Origin of the sequence: Streptomyces sp. ITFR-6, from assembly GCF_031844725.1 — a bacterium.
Classification (GTDB): Bacteria; Actinomycetota; Actinomycetes; order Streptomycetales; family Streptomycetaceae; genus Streptomyces.
This window is the reverse complement of record NZ_CP134612.1, coordinates 6,027,481-6,043,819: the sequence shown is the minus strand read 5'-3', so window position 1 is coordinate 6,043,819 and position 16,339 is coordinate 6,027,481. Positions and strand designations below refer to the sequence as shown.

At 69.4% G+C, this 16,339-nt stretch carries 14 protein-coding genes and 1 pseudogene; 4 read left to right on the top strand and 11 right to left on the bottom strand.

The window, feature by feature from the left end:
* Window positions 1-89 precede the first annotated feature (89 nt).
* Window positions 90-701: a DUF4383 domain-containing protein gene (locus RLT59_RS27555; RefSeq protein ID WP_311305872.1), complete on the top strand. Its 612-nt coding sequence runs from the start codon at window positions 90-92 to the stop codon at window positions 699-701.
* A 107-nt stretch (window positions 702-808) separates the two neighbouring features.
* Window positions 809-1,039 carry an FmdB family zinc ribbon protein gene (locus RLT59_RS27550; RefSeq protein WP_311305871.1) on the top strand — a complete coding sequence of 77 codons (231 nt, stop codon included), beginning with the start codon at window positions 809-811 and terminating at the stop codon, window positions 1,037-1,039.
* Window positions 1,040-1,096: 57 nt separating this feature from the next.
* Here the strand turns inward: RLT59_RS27550 and RLT59_RS27545 are convergent.
* The 4 genes and pseudogenes from RLT59_RS27545 to RLT59_RS27530 all read right to left on the bottom strand — a co-directional run bounded on the left by RLT59_RS27545 (window position 1,097) and on the right by RLT59_RS27530 (window position 6,729).
* Window positions 1,097-1,756 (bottom strand): annotated as a pseudogene (locus tag RLT59_RS27545) (O-methyltransferase).
* Window positions 1,757-1,936: 180 nt separating this feature from the next.
* On the bottom strand, window positions 1,937-2,779 hold the full coding sequence (locus RLT59_RS27540) for an HAD family hydrolase (RefSeq protein WP_311305870.1): 843 nt from the start codon (window positions 2,777-2,779) through the stop codon (window positions 1,937-1,939).
* Entirely contained in the window at window positions 2,776-5,445 is a 2,670-nt protein-coding gene (locus tag RLT59_RS27535; protein ID WP_311305869.1) for a phosphoribosyltransferase, read from the bottom strand. The genes RLT59_RS27540 and RLT59_RS27535 overlap by 4 nt, the downstream gene beginning before the upstream one ends.
* Before the next feature lie 120 nt (window positions 5,446-5,565).
* On the bottom strand, window positions 5,566-6,729 hold the full coding sequence (locus RLT59_RS27530) for an HpcH/HpaI aldolase/citrate lyase family protein (RefSeq protein WP_311305868.1): 1,164 nt from the start codon (window positions 6,727-6,729) through the stop codon (window positions 5,566-5,568).
* Window positions 6,730-6,950: 221 nt separating this feature from the next.
* On the opposite strand from RLT59_RS27530, the gene RLT59_RS27525 reads away from it, so the two are divergent.
* Window positions 6,951-7,850 (top strand): TerD family protein, encoded by a 900-nt coding sequence (locus RLT59_RS27525; protein ID WP_311305867.1) that lies wholly within the window; start codon window positions 6,951-6,953, stop codon window positions 7,848-7,850.
* A gap of 18 nt (window positions 7,851-7,868) precedes the next feature.
* Here RLT59_RS27525 and RLT59_RS27520 read toward each other — a convergent pair whose 3' ends face one another.
* From RLT59_RS27520 to RLT59_RS27495, 6 genes are all read right to left on the bottom strand, one after another.
* Window positions 7,869-8,603, bottom strand: a complete 735-nt coding sequence (locus RLT59_RS27520; RefSeq protein WP_073735861.1) for a TerD family protein — start codon at window positions 8,601-8,603, stop codon at window positions 7,869-7,871.
* Window positions 8,604-8,776: 173 nt separating this feature from the next.
* The gene (locus RLT59_RS27515) at window positions 8,777-9,934 is read right to left on the bottom strand and encodes a DUF475 domain-containing protein (protein WP_311305866.1); all 1,158 of its coding nucleotides are present in this window, start codon (window positions 9,932-9,934) and stop codon (window positions 8,777-8,779) included.
* A 70-nt stretch (window positions 9,935-10,004) separates the two neighbouring features.
* Complete coding sequence (locus tag RLT59_RS27510; protein WP_311305865.1) at window positions 10,005-10,580, bottom strand: TerD family protein; 576 nt, start codon at window positions 10,578-10,580, stop codon at window positions 10,005-10,007.
* 117 nt (window positions 10,581-10,697) lie between these two features.
* A complete protein-coding gene (locus RLT59_RS27505) occupies window positions 10,698-11,273 on the bottom strand; it encodes a TerD family protein (protein ID WP_024491201.1) in 576 nt (191 codons plus the stop codon).
* Window positions 11,274-11,423: 150 nt separating this feature from the next.
* Window positions 11,424-11,882, bottom strand: coding sequence for a peroxiredoxin (locus RLT59_RS27500; protein ID WP_073735864.1), 459 nt, complete (start codon window positions 11,880-11,882; stop codon window positions 11,424-11,426).
* 244 nt (window positions 11,883-12,126) lie between these two features.
* Entirely contained in the window at window positions 12,127-12,567 is a 441-nt protein-coding gene (locus tag RLT59_RS27495; protein WP_073735865.1) for a DUF3052 domain-containing protein, read from the bottom strand.
* A gap of 539 nt (window positions 12,568-13,106) precedes the next feature.
* Here RLT59_RS27495 and aceE point away from each other — a divergent pair.
* A complete protein-coding gene (aceE, locus tag RLT59_RS27490) occupies window positions 13,107-15,848 on the top strand; it encodes a pyruvate dehydrogenase (acetyl-transferring), homodimeric type (RefSeq protein ID WP_311305864.1) in 2,742 nt (913 codons plus the stop codon).
* Between the two features lie 73 nt (window positions 15,849-15,921).
* On the opposite strand, the gene RLT59_RS27485 is transcribed toward aceE, so the two are convergent.
* Entirely contained in the window at window positions 15,922-16,305 is a 384-nt protein-coding gene (locus RLT59_RS27485) for a peptidase inhibitor family I36 protein (RefSeq protein WP_311305863.1), read from the bottom strand.
* Between the last annotated feature and the right edge of the window lie 34 nt (window positions 16,306-16,339).

The following is a 16,339-nucleotide window of genomic DNA, read 5'->3' as shown; positions in this document are numbered from 1 at the left end:
CCCGTGTGCCCGTGTGCTGGTGGACGAGTGCCGGGGTGCGGCGTACCCCTCGCCGGGCGATCCTGGTAGTGGCCGAAGGAGGCTTCTCCATGGCGACCCACACGCCCCATGTACTGCGTCCTGCCCGGCAGCCCTCCGCTCACCGCAGGGCCACTCGACTCGATGAGCACCTCCCGGTCGACCACAGCCTCAGCCGCGTCTACCGGGTGGGGGCGGGGCTTATGGGTCTGGTGCTGCTCGCCTTCGGCATCCTGGGGCTGATCGACAAGATCGGCTTCTTCGACACCGGTGGTGACACCGTCGCCGGCCTGAGCACCAACGGCGCGCTCAGCGTGCTGTCGATCTGTGTCGGGCTGCTGCTGTTCATCGGGATGGTGATCCGCGGCAACTTCGCCTCGACCCTCAACATGGTCATCGGCATCGTGTTCATCCTCAGCGGCTTCGTGAATCTCGCACTGCTCGACACCGGGATGAACTTCCTCGCCTTCCGGATCCAGAACGTGCTGTTCAGCTTTTTCGTCGGGCTGCTGCTGATGATGTTCGGCATGTACGGGCGGGTCAGCGGCGGCCTCTCCCACGACAACCCGTACTGGCGGGCCCGGCACCCCGAGGAAGTCGCGAAGGAGGAGCGCCTCGCGCGGCGCAGGCAGGTCGAGGAGATGCCGGTTGTCGCCCCACCCTCCTCGGCGCGACGGGACTAGAGCCCGCGAGGAGGGGCTGCCTCTGCCTCTGCCTCTGCCTCTGCCTCTGCCTCTGCCTCTGCCTCTGCCTCTGCCCGGAATACGGTCCCTGCGGATAGCCTGAGCGCATGCCTCGTTACGAGTACCGCTGCCGCTCCTGCGGACACACGTTCGAACTCCGTCGTCCGATGGCCCAGTCCTCGGCCCCCGCTCCCTGCCCCGCCGGGCACGAGGACACCGTGAAGCTCCTCTCCACCGTCGCCGTCGCCGTCGGCGGGTCGGCCGGTTCCGCGCCCGCGCCCGCGCCCTCGGGCGACGGCGGTGGCGGCGGTTGCTGCGGCGGGGGCTGCTGCGGCTGACCCGGCCGCAGGAGCAAACAACGGCAAACAGCGACCACGGCTACGGCTACGGCACGGCTACCGCTTGCGCGACAGGGTCAGGCCGTCCGCCACCGTGAGCAGCACGCTGTCCATCCGCGCGTCGGCGGACACGTGGTCGTTGAACTCCTTGATGGCCGCCGCTCCGCCGGTCGCGTCCGGGTCTGTCACGCGGCCGTGGAAGAGCACGTTGTCCGTGGCGATGACGCCCCCCTCGCGCATCCGGGGCACCAGCTCCTCCTAGTACGGGATGTAGCTGCCCTTGTCCGCGTCGAGGTAGGCGAAGTCGATGTGCGGTTCGGTGGGCATCGCCCGCAGGGTGTCCAGGGCGGGGGCGATCCGCAGGTCGATCCTGTCGGCCACGCCCGCCTTCGCCCATGCCTCACGGCCGTACGCCGTCCACTCCTCCGAGACGTCGCAGGCGATCAGCAGTCCGTCGGCGGGCATGGCCTGGGCCATCGACAGGGCGGAGAAGCCGGTGAAGGTGCCGACCTCCACGATGTGACGGGCTCCGGTCAGCCGGACGAGGAAGGCCAGCAGCGGGCCCTGCTCCTCGGCCGACTGCATGCCCGCGTGGTCGGGGAGACGGGCGTACGTGGTCTCGACGAGCTCGCGCTGCACCGCGTCCAGCGGCGGGTTGTGCGCCAGCATGTACGCGTACAGCTCGTCCGTGATCTTGGTTTCGTTGCCCTTGGTCATCACAACTCCTTGGTCTGCCGCGTGCTCCCCCGACGGGCGGGAACGCGGCGACTGTAGCCGCCGGGCAGCGCCGGACACCGCCGGTTCCGCACGGATTCGGCGGCGCGCCGGCCGGTACGGGCCTCCGGGGGCAAGCGGCCCCGGCCGAGCTCGGGTCAAGCAGCCCCGACCGGGCTCGGGTCAGGCAGCCCCGACCGGGCTCGACGTCCGCAGGAGGAAGCGTCGCAGGATCTCCTCGCCCGCGGCCACACCCCGCTCCGCGGTCGCCGCCACGTGCGGGGCGCTCCAGTTCGCATCGGCCAGTTCTCCGTGGCCGGGGCGCCAGCCCTGGTCGGCGGCGAGCAGCAGGTCGGCGTCCAGGAGGGAGTCACCGGCGGCGAGCGTGAGCGTGGCGCCCGTGCGGCGGGCCACCTCGCGCATCGCCGCGCTCTTGGTGAGCGGCCTCGGCACGACGTAGATCTTGCGGCCCTGGAGCGAGACGGACCAGCCGCGCGGCTCCGCCCACTCGGCCAGCTCCTGCCTCCAGTCCGGGGGCAGTTGGGCCCGGTCGACCACGAGGTAGGCGAAGAGGTCCTCCGCGACCCGCTCCTTGAGCAGCCAGGCGGGATCGGCCGAGGATATGAGGTGGGCGCGGATCTCGGCGAGCGGGGCGCACTCGTCGGCCAGCCGACGGGCAACCGTCCGCTGCCAGTCCGGGTCGGACTCGCCGTCCACCAGGATGTGTCCGCCGTTGGCGCAGATCGCGAACCGGGGTGCGGGCCCCGGGAGATGGATGCGGTGGTACTGCTCGCGGGTACGGGTGGTGGTCGGTACGAAGACCGTGGAGGCGGCCAGTTCGACGAGGAGTTCCGCCGCCGTCTCCGTGACGTACGAGAGCGGCCTGTGGTCGTACACCTCGACGCAGAGCAGTCTGGGGGCCTCCGCGTCCGGCATCGGGAGCTGGAGTGCGGCCGCCGAGTAGATGAGGGTGCGGTCGAGGTCGCTGGCGACCAGCGTGACCGGGGAGGGCGCGTGGACGGTCACTTGGACTCCACCGCCTTGCCGTCCGCACCGGTCGCCCCGCGCGTGTACTTGGGGTGGATCAGCCCGACGCAGGTGTACGGAAGCCCGTCGACCTCCTCGACCGGGACGCCGCGCTGCTCGGCCAGCAGCCTGATGTGCTCCAGGTCCGCACCGGCGCCGCGCTTGGCTAGGATCTTCCAGGGGACCCGGCGCAGCAGGACCCGGGTCGTCTCCCCGACACCCGGCTTGACCAGGTTCACGTCGTGGATGCCGTACTCCTCGCTGATGCGCTCCACGGCGGCCCAGCCCTCCCAGGTGGGCGCCCGGTCCGCGGTGAGCAGCTCCTTGGCGTCGGCGTCGACCGCGTCCGCGACCTCATCGAACCGGTCCGCGACGGTGTCGAGGAAGTGGCCGGAGACATCCGATCCGGCGAGCTCGCGGTAGAACTTCGCGCCGTGGAAGTCGTCCGGTCCGACCAGGTCCGAGCGCAGGACGGTACGGGAAATCAGCCCGGACACCGTGGAGTTGAGGCAGGCCGAGGGGATCAGGAAGTCCTCGCGGGTGCCGTACGTGCGGACGCAGCCGCCGGGGTCGGCCAGGACCGCGATCTCCGGGTTGAAGCCCTCGGTTCCGTCGGCGTTCTCGAACTCCGCGATGGCCGAGGCCAGTTCGCGGGTGATGGCGCCCTTGCCCGTCCACCCGTCGACGAAGACGACATCGGCCGGGTTGTGGTGGGCGGCCAGCCAGCGCAGGGCGTTGGCGTCGATGCCCCGGCCGCGCACGATGGAGACGGCGTAGTGCGGCAGGTCGATGCCGTGGCGGTGGCGGGCCCAGCGGCGCATCAGTACGCCGACGGGCGTGCCGGCCCTGGCCAGCGAGACCAGTACGGGGCGGGGGCCGCGCTCGGCCAGGACCGTCTCGGTGACGGTGCCGACGGCACGGGCGATCCGGGCGGCCGACAGGTCCAGAGCCGCCTTGAACAGGTCCTGGTACTGGTCGGACGGCTGGTACTCGACGGGCAGCGACTCGGCGTAGTGCGCGCCGCCGCTCTGTATCGCCTCCTCGCGCTCCTCCGTGGGCGCCTCCAGCTCGGTGTCCGAGAAATCCTGGAGCAGCCAGCCGACCTCGTCGGGCGCGTAGGAGGAGAAGGCGGGGCCGCGGAGGGGCTCGGGCAGCATGCGGGGTTCTTCCTGGCGGTCGGGGACGGAGCGGTCGGGGGCCGACGACGGGACGGGGGCCTTGGAGGAGGCGGAGGCGGCGGGCGGGCCGGACACCCCGGGTATCGCGTCGGCCGGTATGTACGAGGGCACCACCGCGAGGAGGACCTGGGCCGTGTGCGGGGCGAGCCGCGCCAGCAGTCCGTCGGGGGCGTGCAGTTCGGACGTGTCGGCGGTGGAGTCGACGACGGCCACGATCGCGTCGAAACCGGCGCCCGCGACGTTGTACGCGTACCGGGCACCGGGGCCGTCGGCCGGGTCGTCGTGGGCCGGGAAGACCAGCCGGGTGCGTATCGCGTAGCCCGGGTCGTCCACCGCCAGGACCGGGGAGCGGGTCGTGGTGGAGTAGCGGACCTCGGCGTCGAGGCGGTCCTCCAGCGCGGTGCCCAGGCGCAGCGGCGCGTACATCAGCTCCTCGAAGCCGAGGATCAGTACGCGGCGCGCCGTGTCGTCCAGTGCGGCGGCGATGCGGTCCGCCATGGCGGGGAGGGCCGCTTCCAGCCGGGCGCGGTGCTCGGGGGTGAAGCCGTGCCTGCCGCCGTCGGGCACACCGGCGGGCCAGCGCAGGTCCACCCGGGTACAGGGGCGGGGAGCATCGGACGCGGGCCGCGGTGCCGCCGCTCCGGCGCACCGCGCCAGGTCCCGCGCAGTCTCCTGCGCCGCCTCCTCCGCCGCGACCAGCGCCTGGCCCGTCTCCAGGACGCCGTCCGGGAGGCGGACCGTGCCCGCGTTCCTCGCCACCAGGTCGACGCGGGCGCCGATCTCCGTCGCGAACTCGGCCAGCCGGCCGCGGTCGGCCGGTGAGCGCATGTCGGCCAGGGCCACAATCACGTAGCGGTTGCGGGGGTAGCGCTCGTGCAGGGCGCGGATGGTGTTGAGGACGGTGTTGCCGGTGGAGAACTCGTCGTCGACCAGCACGAGCACCGCGTCGGCGGAATCCGCACCAGCCAGGGCGGCCGCGCCAGCCAGGGCGGCCGCGCCAGCCGGGTCGGCCGCGCCAGCCGCACCAGCCGAGTCGGCCGGATGCGCAGCCGCCACGTCACCCGTCAGCAGGTCCGGGTCCTCCGGCAGCAGCAGGTGCGAGGTGGCGTGCGAGTGCGACTCCTCGAATCCGCCCGCCCGCGCCACGCCCGCCACGGGGCGACGCGTCGAGTGGAGATACGGTGCGGCGCCGAGCCCGTCGGCGACCGCGTGGCCGAGGCCGGTGGCCGTCTCCGCGTAGCCGAGCACGACCGCGTGCCGCGCCCCGGCCTCCCCGAGCATTTCCCGCACCCGGCGGCCGAGCTGGAATCCGGCGCCGTAGACCACCGAGGGGTACTGCGGCACATGCTTGCCGAGCACATGGGACACGAGCAGATGCGCCCGCTTGGGGTTGCGCCGCAGGGCGAGGCCCAGCAGCTCCCGCAGTTCGGGGTCGCCCACCAGCTCGACGCCCAGCCGCTCCGCGACCCAGCTACCCGACCACACCACGTTCGTCGTCTCTTTCCTCAGCCGTGCGCCCGCTCATCGGATCGCACTGGAAGCCACACCCATCCGCATCCGGGACCGTCGTGAAAACACCGTCACCGGACCAGCCTCACCCGAACAGGCTCATTCCGCGAGGCTCGCGGCCAGCAGTTCCACGAAACCGACGTCTTCCCTGGCCACCCCGAAGACCTCGGCCCGCTGCAGGGTGCGCTCGGCCCAGGCCCGGTGCGGCTTCACTTCGTTCATCTTGTTCGTGTACGCGGACCGCAGCACTCCGCCGCCTCCGCTCTCCGGCCGCAGGATGTCCTGGGCGTCGCTGAACTCTTCGTGGCTGACCACCGACAGTGCGTGCACGGGCGCGACGTGCGAGGGGTGGATGCAGGTCTTGCCGAGCAGGCCGTTGGCCCGGTCCAGCTCGATCTCCCGCAGCAGGCCGTCCAGGTCGTGCTCGATCAGCGCGGTGCGCAGCTCTTCCGCCCGGCCCTCCAGGAAGGGGCTACGGCGCAGCTGCGGCTTGAACATGCGCTCCTGGAGCCGGAAGTACTCCCAGACCGGTCCGGTGATCGTGAAGCCGGTGCCGTCCGCCCGGCCCAGCACGTTGACCACGTCCGCGATGACGTCACCGACGATCCGGACGTCGTACGCGGTCATATCGGGCGCCCTGCGCAGTCCGTACGCCGAGCAGAAGTCGGTGACGCCGAGCCGCAGCGCGAGCACCCGGTCCCGGTACGAGCCGACGGTGGCGGCGATCTCCTGGAGGACTTCCCGCCGGGTCTCCAGATGGAGCAGCTCGGGCGATTCGAGTACGGGCATGGCGAAGAGCCGTCGGCCGCCGGCGCTCTCGGCCTTGGCGAGCGCCTCCATGAAGGGCACGCCACGCTCCTGCGTGAACTTCGGAAGTACAAATCCGGACAACAGCCGGGCGGAATCGCCGAGCCTGCGCACCAGGTCCGTGATCTGGTGCGGTTCACGGACCCGGATGAAGAGGAGCGGCAGTTCACCGCCGCGCGCGTCGAGTTCCGCGAACTGGCCGACCAGGTTCTCCTCGGCTCCGGCCACCTCGGAGTCGTCGATCGAATCCTCCAGGCACAGCACCATGGAGACGACACCCCGGGCGGCCTGCTTGATCACGTCACCGGCGAGGGTGGGCCGGGTGGCGGGGCTGTAGAGGGTGGCGCCCAGCGCGGCCGCGAGGATCCGGGGCGATGCGTCGGCATCGAAGGAGCACGGCTCCTGGAAGAACAGGCCGTCCCTGACAGTCGGTGCGATATGCCCGAAATGATGCATCTGATTCCCCCCGTGCTACCTGCCCGATCGGACAACGTGTGGCCGGTAATAGTACGTACGGACGGGTGCCGGCAGTTCCCTGGCCACATGAATTCCGGGTAACTCGTCCATTTGACGATGGTCCGGCAGGGTGCGGACGCGGCGCTTCCGGCACTCCGCCGGGGCGCGACTCGCGACCCCCACGTTGTCCACAGGGGCCGCCAGCAGGCAGGATGACCGCCATGACGCACGCGATGGTGAAAGGCTCGAACGTCCCACTCGACGCCATGGCCGTACGGGCGGTGCTGCGCTGGACCCCGGGCCACGGGGTCCCCGACGTGGACGCCTCGGCCCTGCTGCTCGGCTCCGACGGCCGCGTGCGCTCGGACGAGGACTTCGTCTTCTACAACCAGCCCCGCCACCCCTCCGGCCTGGTACGACGACTGCCGAAGCGGAGCCTCGCCACCGGGCTGACGGACACCATCGAGGCCGATCTCACCGCACTCGACCCGTCGGTCGACCAGGTCGTCATCGCCGCGTCCTCGGACGGCGCCTCCTTCGAACAGGTGCGCGATCTCTCCATCATGCTCTTCGACGCGGCGGCGGCCGGCGGTGAGCCGCTCGCGGTGTTCGAGATCCGGCCGGAGACCGGCGCGGAGACCGCGATCATCTGCGGCGAGCTGTACCGGCGCGGAGATGGCTGGAAGTTCCGGGCGGTGGGGCAGGGCTACCCGACCGGCCTCGTCGGTCTCGCGACCGCGTTCGGCATCTCGGTCGACGAGACGGCGCCCTCGGCCGACCCCGAACCGACTCCGGCTCCAGCTCCGGCTCCGAGTCCGGCTCCCGCACCACTGCCCGTAACTCCCGCGCCGCCCGTCCCACCCGTACCGGCGTTCCCGCCCGCACCGGCGCCCGACCCCGACGCGCAGCTCACCGTGCAGCACCAGCAGCCCGCGTACGGCTACCCGCAGCCCGCCGCGGCCCCGCCCGTACCCGCGGCGCCGCAGCCCGCGTACGGCTACCCCCAGCCGGCCTCCGCGCAGCCCGCGTACGGCTACCCGCAGCCCGCGGCGGCGGCAGCACACGCCCCGGACCCGAATTTCGTCCTGCCGCCCCAGGGACCGCAGTTCATACGCCCCTGAACCCCCGCCATGGGCGGGCTACGTCCGGGACTTGTAGCCGCGGCCCCACTGCATTCCGTAGCCGTACAGCCGGTCCAGCTCCGACTGGAAGCCGTACACGAACTTCACCTCGCGCCGCACGATCAGTTCGTCCTTGACGTTCTCCACCGTGAACACGGCGCACGAGCGTGCCTGCGGGGCACGCTCGTCCAGCTCGATCTCGATGCGCGGCCCGTTGCCCGGGTAGAGCGTCACCTTGGCGTGCGTACGGTCGAAGGCCGGTGTCTGGTCGTAGATGTAGACGAAGAACAGCAGCCGCTTGATCTGGTCGCGCTGGTCGAGGTTGACGTAGACCGTCTCGCCGGACGGTGCGCCGAAGCGGTCGTCACCGCTGAGCCTGATGTAGGGCGGCGCGTTCAGGTCACCGATCAGGTTGCCGAGCGGCTGCACCACGCCCTTGGTGCCGTCCGCCAGCTCGTACATGCAGCCCAGGTCCAGGTCGACGTTGACCACGCCCTGGGTGTGCGCCTGGACCACGTCCGGCTTGAAGAGCTTCAGCGGCCTCAGCAGCCGGCCGCTCTGCCGCGACCGGCCCTCGATGTCCGAAGTGCGCATCCGCCAGGAGAGGTTGACCCGGAGGTTGCCGGTCAGCGCGCCCTGTTTGGTCAGCGAGACCGTGGCATGCCGCCGCGAGAGCACGATGGAGTTGGTGGCCGCGTTGCCCGACTCGAACTGCGCTTCCCGCCCCGGCCACAGGTTGTCCCAGAACGCCATCCCCAACCCCCACACATATCGGCCACGCCGGATACCCGGCCCCGCACCCGCCGCACGCGCAACACACGACGCACGCACCGCTGCGGGGCGGCTCCGGGCCGGGTCCGGGATCTTCCCGAGGACCTTCACCGTACGAGCCGCCCCGCAGAGAGCGTTCCTCATTCCCTACCGGGTCACACCCCGGCGGGCACTTCGGACGTGGAACCGCCGTCCCCGTCACCGTCTCCGCCGCCGCCTTCGGCCTCCAGAGCCTTGTTGCGCCGGACCGACGACCAGAACGACCAGGCGATCAGGATGACGCCGACGAGGCCGGTGATGAGCTCGTTGATCTCGTACTGGATCGTGACGAGCAGAATGATGGACAGCGCACCGATCGCGTAGTGCGCGCCGTGTTCCAGGTAGACGTAGTCGTCCAGGGTGCCCTGGCGGACCAGGTAGACCGTGAGCGAACGGACGTACATCGCACCGATACCGAGACCCAGCGCCATCAGCACGATCTCGTTGGTGATGGCGAACGCGCCGATCACGCCGTCGAACGAGAAGGACGCGTCGAGCACTTCCAGGTAGAGGAACATGAAGAACGCGGCCTTGCCGGAGAGTACGACCGCGGAGACGTTCTTGCCGGTCCGCTTGGCCTGTTCCTCCTCCTCGTGCTCGCGTTCCTCCGCCTCTTCGAGCTTGTTCTCGAAGAAGCCGGAGAGACCGCCGACGATGAGGTAGGTGATCAGACCCGCGATACCCGCGAGCAGAACCGTCTCCGCCTTGTCCGCGTGGCCGCCGCCGTGCTGGTGCGCGCTGCCCGCGAACGTCATGGCCGAGATCAGCAGGACGATCAGGGCGACGCAGACCGACAGCATGTCGACCTTGCCGAGCTTGGCGAGCGGGCGCTCGATCCAGCGCAGCCACTGGATGTCACGGTCCTCGAAAATGAAGTCGAGGAAGATCATCAAAAGGAACATCCCACCGAAGGCGGCAATCGCCGGATGGGCGTCCGTGACCAGTTCCTTGTAGCGGTCCGGGTCGTTGAAGGAAAGATCAACAGCCTCGATCGGACCCAGTTTGGCAGTGATGGCCACGATCACGACGGGGAACACCAGCCGCATACCGAAGACCGCGATGAGCACACCGACCGTGAGGAAGATCTTCTGCCAGAAGGCATTCATCTTCTTCAGGATTCCGGCGTTGATCACCGCGTTGTCGAAGGACAGCGAGATCTCCAGGACGGTGAGGATCGCCACGACGCCGAAGGCCTCCCACCCCCCGTAGAACCACGCTGCGACCAGGCCGATCGCGGTAATCGCGAACGACCAGCCGAAGGTTTTCAGAAGCACTGGCTACCCCATCATTTATGTAACGGGTCTCCCCCGGTGAGTACGGGGCTCCCCCGCGCCGAGCGCGGCTTTACGAAACGTTGACCCCGAAGTCTAGAGCGATGCCCCGCAGCCCCGACGCGTACCCCTGCCCCACTGCACGGAACTTCCACTCGCCGCCGTAGCGGTAGAGCTCACCGAAGATCATCGCGGTCTCCGTCGAGGCGTCCTCGCTCAGGTCGTAACGCGCGAGTTCCTGGCCGTCGGCCTGGTTCACCACCCGGATGAACGCGTTGCTGATCTGCCCGAAGGTCTGGCCGCGGGTATCGGCCTCATGGATCGAGACCGGGAAGACGATCTTGTCACAATGGGCCGGAACCTGTGTGAGGTTGACGATGACGGACTCGTCGTCGCCCTCGCCCTCACCCGTGAGGTTGTCACCGGTGTGTTCCACGGAGCCGTCGGGGCTCGTGAGGTTGTTGTAGAACACGAACCACTCGTCACCGAGCACCCGGCCCGACTGGCACAGCAGCGCGCTGGCGTCGAGGTCGAAGTCGGCCCCGGTGGTGGATCGTGCGTCCCAGCCGAGCCCGACCAGTACCTGGGTGAGATCGGGTGCGGCCTTGGAGAGGGAGACATTGCCTCCCTTGGCGAGTGTGACGCCCATGGTGTGTGTCCTCCCCGAGTGGATGAACCGTCTGCTGAGCGCGTCCGGCGCCGCACAGGGTGCGGCGCCGGACGGGGACGTGCTGGTGACCGGCGGATCCAGTCGCCGGTCGCGGTCCTAGACGTTGACGCCGAAGTCCTGCGCGATGCCGCGCAGGCCCGAGGCGTAGCCCTGACCGATGGCACGGAACTTCCACTCCGCGCCGTTGCGGTACAGCTCGCCGAAGACCATGGCGGTCTCCGTCGAGGCGTCCTCGCTCAGGTCGTAGCGGGCGAGCTCGCTGTTGTCGGCCTGGTTGACCACGCGGATGTACGCGTTGCGGACCTGGCCGAAGCTCTGCTGGCGCGACTCGGCCTCGTAGATCGAGACCGGGAAGACGATCTTGTCGACATCGGCCGGGACACCGGCCAGGTTGACCTTGATGACCTCGTCGTCGCCCTCGCCCTCACCGGTGAGGTTGTCACCGGTGTGCTCGACGGAACCGTCGGGGCTCTTGAGGTTGTTGAAGAAGACGAAATTGCCGTCGTTGCCGACCTTGCCCTCGGCGTTCGTCAGCAGGGCGCTGGCGTCGAGGTCGAAGTCTCCACCGGTGGTGGTACGAGCGTCCCAGCCCAGACCCACGATGACCGCGGTCAGGTTGGGCGCGGCCTTGGTCAGCGAGACGTTGCCGCCCTTGCTGAGGCTGACTCCCATGAGTCCTCCCATTGGTTTCATTGGGGGCCGGCCGGTGCCGGCGCCTCCACGTTGCGTTGGCATCGGATCAACGAGTGGATCCTAGTGACCGGTTCCCGGCCAAAACAGGCTTTTGGCCGGGGGTCGCGCCGAGATCCCCCGGATCACGGATCAGAGCGTGCCGAGCGCCTTGACGTAGTCGTTCAGGTCGCGCGCGTCGGGCAGGCCGTTGACGACCGTCCAGCGCACCACGCCCTCCTTGTCGATGATGAAGGTGCCACGCACCGCGCAGCCCTTCTCCTCGTCGAAGACGCCGTACGCCCGCGAGGTCTCACCGTGCGGCCAGAAGTCCGACAGCAGCGGGTACTCCAGGCCCTCCTGCTCGGCGAAGACGCGCAGGGTGTGGATGGAGTCGTTGGAGACGGCGAGCAGCTGCGTGTCGTCGTTCTCGAAGGTGGGCAGCTCGTCACGGAGAGCGCAGAGCTCACCCGTGCAGACGCCGGTGAAGGCGAACGGGTAGAACAGCAGCACCACGTTCTTGGCGCCGCGAAATTCGGAGAGCTTCACGGTCCGGCCGTGATTGTCCTTCAGCTCGAAATCCGGGGCCTTGGTGCCGACCTCGATCGCCATGAAACGCGTCCCTTCGCTACGTCGCCGGGCTGGGCTGTCCGGGTGACTCCCACCCTACGCAGATGCCCCCGGTGGCCGTGCGGCACCCGCAGAAGGGCACCCTGAGGGGTCCTGCGGGGGTCTCTGCGGGGGTCTCTGCAGGGGTCTCTGCGCCGCTGTGGCCGCCCCGGAGTGGGGCCACCGGGTATACGAAGGCCCCCGGGCGGCTTGCTGCCGTCGGGGGCCTTCAGTGGCGATATGCGGTTCAGCGCCTGGGCTTGGCCGCCACCTTCGGTGTGGCCAGACGGCTTCCCGTCCAGTCCTTGCCCGCGCTGATGCTCTTGGTCTGGGCGAGTCCGGCTGTCTGGGCAGCCTCGTTGATGTCGCTCGGCTCGACGTAACCGTCACGGCCGGTCTTCGGCGTCATCAGCCAGACAGTGCCGCCTTCCTCAAGCAGACCAATGGCATCCACCAGCGCGTCCGTAAGGTCGCCGTCCTCGTCGCGGAACCAGAGCAGGACGACGTCTGCGACGTCGTCGTAGTCCTCATCGACGAGATCCTGGCCGATAGTGGCCTCAATGCCCTCACGGAGCTCCAGCTCGACGTCGTCGTCGTAGCCGATCTCCTGGACCACCTGTCCGGGCTCGAACCCCAGGCGTGCTGCCGGGTTGGTCCGCTCCTCCGCGTGGTCCGCGGTCGCGCTCACGGGTTGCCTCCTGATCATGTTTCGGAAAATGCTGCAGCCACGCGCGTACGCGGGGCGTTGGCCGTAGTCCACACGGGAGCGGCGGATCGCGCAAGTACCCAGCGCACGAGACCGCCTAAACGGTGACGATTCGTGCCACGTCGCCGCACTGTTGGCGGCCCCTTGCCGGAGCCCGCGCTACCGTCCACACCCTTTACGTCCTTGAACAGCTTATGCCGTTTCGGTCCGGCAATCGGAGTCGAGCAGTGTTTGGGAACACTTGCACGCCTTGGGCGTATGGTTGCGGTTTCGCCCGACCCATCCTGCCCGACCTGCCCAAAACGCGCCTCCTGCCTCCCGGATACCCGCTCCGGCCCGGCCCATCCGGGGCTTGGACCGTCCGGTGACACGGTGTTCCGGAAGGCCCCTGGTTACCCTTTGGTAGAGGTGACGTTTGCGCCCTCGCGGTACACGATGGGATGGCGTACGTGTACACATCCCGGGGGCGTGAATCCCTCCACCAGGCCCCGTAGCGCAGCACCGAACAGCGAAGGAACAGCGTGGCTTCCGGATCCGATCGCAACCCGATCATCATTGGCGGCCTTCCGAGTCAGGTCCCGGATTTCGATCCAGAAGAGACCCAGGAATGGCTCGACTCACTCGACGCCGCCGTCGACGAGCGGGGCCGCGAGCGGGCCCGCTACCTCATGCTCCGGCTCATCGAGCGCGCACGCGAGAAGCGTGTCGCGGTGCCGGAGATGCGCAGCACGGACTACGTGAACACCATCGCCACGAAGGACGAGCCGTTCTTCCCCGGCGACGAGGACGTCGAGCGCAAGGTCCTCAACGCGACCCGCTGGAACGCGGCCGTGATGGTGTCGCGGGCGCAGCGTCCGGGGATCGGCGTCGGTGGTCACATCGCCACGTTCGCCTCCTCCGCCTCGCTGTACGACGTGGGTTTCAACCACTTCTTCCGCGGCAAGGACGACGGCAAGGGCGGCGACCAGATCTTCTTCCAGGGGCACGCCTCCCCCGGGATCTACGCCCGCGCCTTCCTGCTGGACCGGCTGAGCGAGGCGCAGCTCGACGCCTTCCGGCAGGAGAAGTCGAAGGCGCCGAACGGCCTGTCCAGCTACCCGCACCCCCGGCTGATGCCAGACTTCTGGGAGTTCCCGACCGTCTCGATGGGCCTGGGCCCGCTGGGCGCGATCTACCAGGCGCGGATGAACCGGTACATGGAGGCGCGCGGTATCGCGGACACCTCCGATTCGCACGTCTGGGCGTATCTCGGGGACGGCGAGATGGACGAGCCGGAGTCGCTCGGCCAGCTCTCCATCGCCGCCCGTGAGGGCCTGGACAACCTGACCTTCGTCGTCAACTGCAACCTGCAGCGGCTCGACGGCCCGGTGCGCGGCAACGGAAAGATCATCCAGGAGCTGGAGTCGCAGTTCCGCGGGGCCGGCTGGAACGTCATCAAGCTCGTCTGGGACCGCTCCTGGGACCCGCTGCTCGCGCAGGACCGCACGGGCATCCTGGTCAACAAGCTGAACACGACGCCGGACGGCCAGTTCCAGACGTACGCCACCGAGACGGGCGCGTACATCCGTGATCACTTCTTCGGTGACGACGCCCGGCTGCGGGACATGGTCAAGGACATGTCCGACCAGCAGATCCTGCACCTGGGCCGCGGCGGTCACGACCACCGCAAGGTCTACGCGGCGTACGCGGCGGCCAAGGCCCACAAGGGCCAGCCGACGGTGATCCTGGCGCAGACGGTCAAGGGCTGGACGCTGGGGCCGAACTTCGAGGGCCGCAACGCGACCCACCAGATGAAGAAGCTCACCGCGGAGGACCTCAAGCGCTTCCGGGACCGGCTGCACATCCCGATCGCGGACTCCCATCTGGAGGACGGCAACCCGCCGTACTACCACCCGGGCCGCGACTCGGAGGAGATCCAGTACATGCACGACCGCCGCAAGGGTCTGGGCGGTTACGTCCCGACCCGGGTGGTGCGGTCGAAGCCGCTGGCGCTGCCCGACGAGAAGGCGTACGCGACCGCGAAGAAGGGCTCGGGTCAGCAGTCGATCGCCACCACCATGGCGTTCGTCCGCATCCTGAAGGACCTCATGCGGGACAAGGAGATCGGCAAGCGTTTCGTGCTGATCGCGCCCGATGAGTACCGGACCTTCGGTATGGACGCGTTCTTCCCGAGTGCGAAGATCTACAACCCGCTGGGTCAGCAGTACGAGTCGGTGGACCGCGATCTGCTGCTCGCGTACAAGGAGTCCCCGACCGGTCAGCTGCTGCACGACGGCATCTCGGAGGCGGGCTGCACCGCCTCGCTGATCGCCGCCGGATCGGCGTACGCCACACACGGCGAACCGCTGATCCCGGTGTACGTCTTCTACTCGATGTTCGGTTTCCAGCGGACCGGCGACCAGTTCTGGCAGATGGCCGACCAGCTCGCGCGGGGCTTCGTGCTGGGCGCCACCGCCGGCCGTACGACGCTGACCGGTGAGGGCCTCCAGCACGCGGACGGCCACTCGCAGCTGCTCGCCTCGACCAACCCGGGCTGTGTCGCCTACGACCCGGCGTTCGGGTACGAGATCGCGCACATCGTCAAGGACGGTCTGCGCCGGATGTACGGGGGGACGCCCGAGGAGAACGAGGACGTCTTCTACTACCTGACCGTGTACAACGAGCCGATCCAGCACCCGGCCGAGCCCGCCGATGTGGACGTCGAGGGCATCCTGAAGGGCGTCTACCGCTACAGCGGCGGCGAGAAGGGCGAGATCCCCGCCCAGATCATGGCGTCCGGTGTGGCGGTCCCGTGGGCGGTCGAGGCGCAGCGCATCCTCGCGGACGAGTGGAACGTGAAGGCGGACGTCTGGTCGGCGACCTCCTGGAACGAGCTGCGGCGCGAGGCCGTGGACGTGGAGCGGTACAACCTGCTGCACCCGGAGGAGGAGCAGCGCGTCCCGTACGTGACGCGCAAGCTGTCCGGCGCGCAGGGCCCGTTCGTCGCGGTCTCGGACTGGATGCGGTCGGTACCGGACCAGATCGCGCGCTGGGTGCCCGGTGCGTACCAGTCGCTGGGCGCGGACGGCTTCGGCTTCGCGGACACGCGGGGCGCGGCGCGCCGGTTCTTCCACATCGACGCGCAGTCGATCGTCCTGGCGGTCCTCACCGAGCTGGCGAAGGACGGGAAGGTCGACCGTTCGGCGCTGAAGACCGCGGTCGACCGCTATGACCTGCTGGATGTGGCCTCGGCCGATCCGGGGGTCGCGGGCGGCGACGCGTAACCGGCACGCACAGCGGTACGGGCGGGGCGGTGGGACCGGAAGGGTCCCGCCGCCCCGCGGCGTTTTCCCCGGGTCAGTTCTCCCAGACCTTGAAGGCGCGGACCTGGTACGGGGACCGCGGCACCCAGGTGCCGCCGCCCGGATAGGTCTCGAACTCCCCGGTCTCGCCGCACTCGGCGGACTGGTAGGTGGTGACCGGGCGGCCGGTGCGGTTGGCGAGCGCCTGCCCGGTGGAGCCCGCCGGCAGCGGCACGCAGCTGTCGATGTCGATGGTGGACAGCTCGTGGACCTGGCGGCCCCCGGCGAACTCCGGCTTCGCCCAGAGGCAGAGCTGACCGCTCGCGCAGGCACCGAGCCGGACGGGCGCGGCCTCGGCCCGAGGCGCCGGGCCGGCGGGCAGAACGGTGACGGCCAGGGCGGTGGCGGCCAGGACGGCGCCGACAACGGTTGTACGCATATGAGTGAACCCCCCGTGCTGATGTGGATCTTCT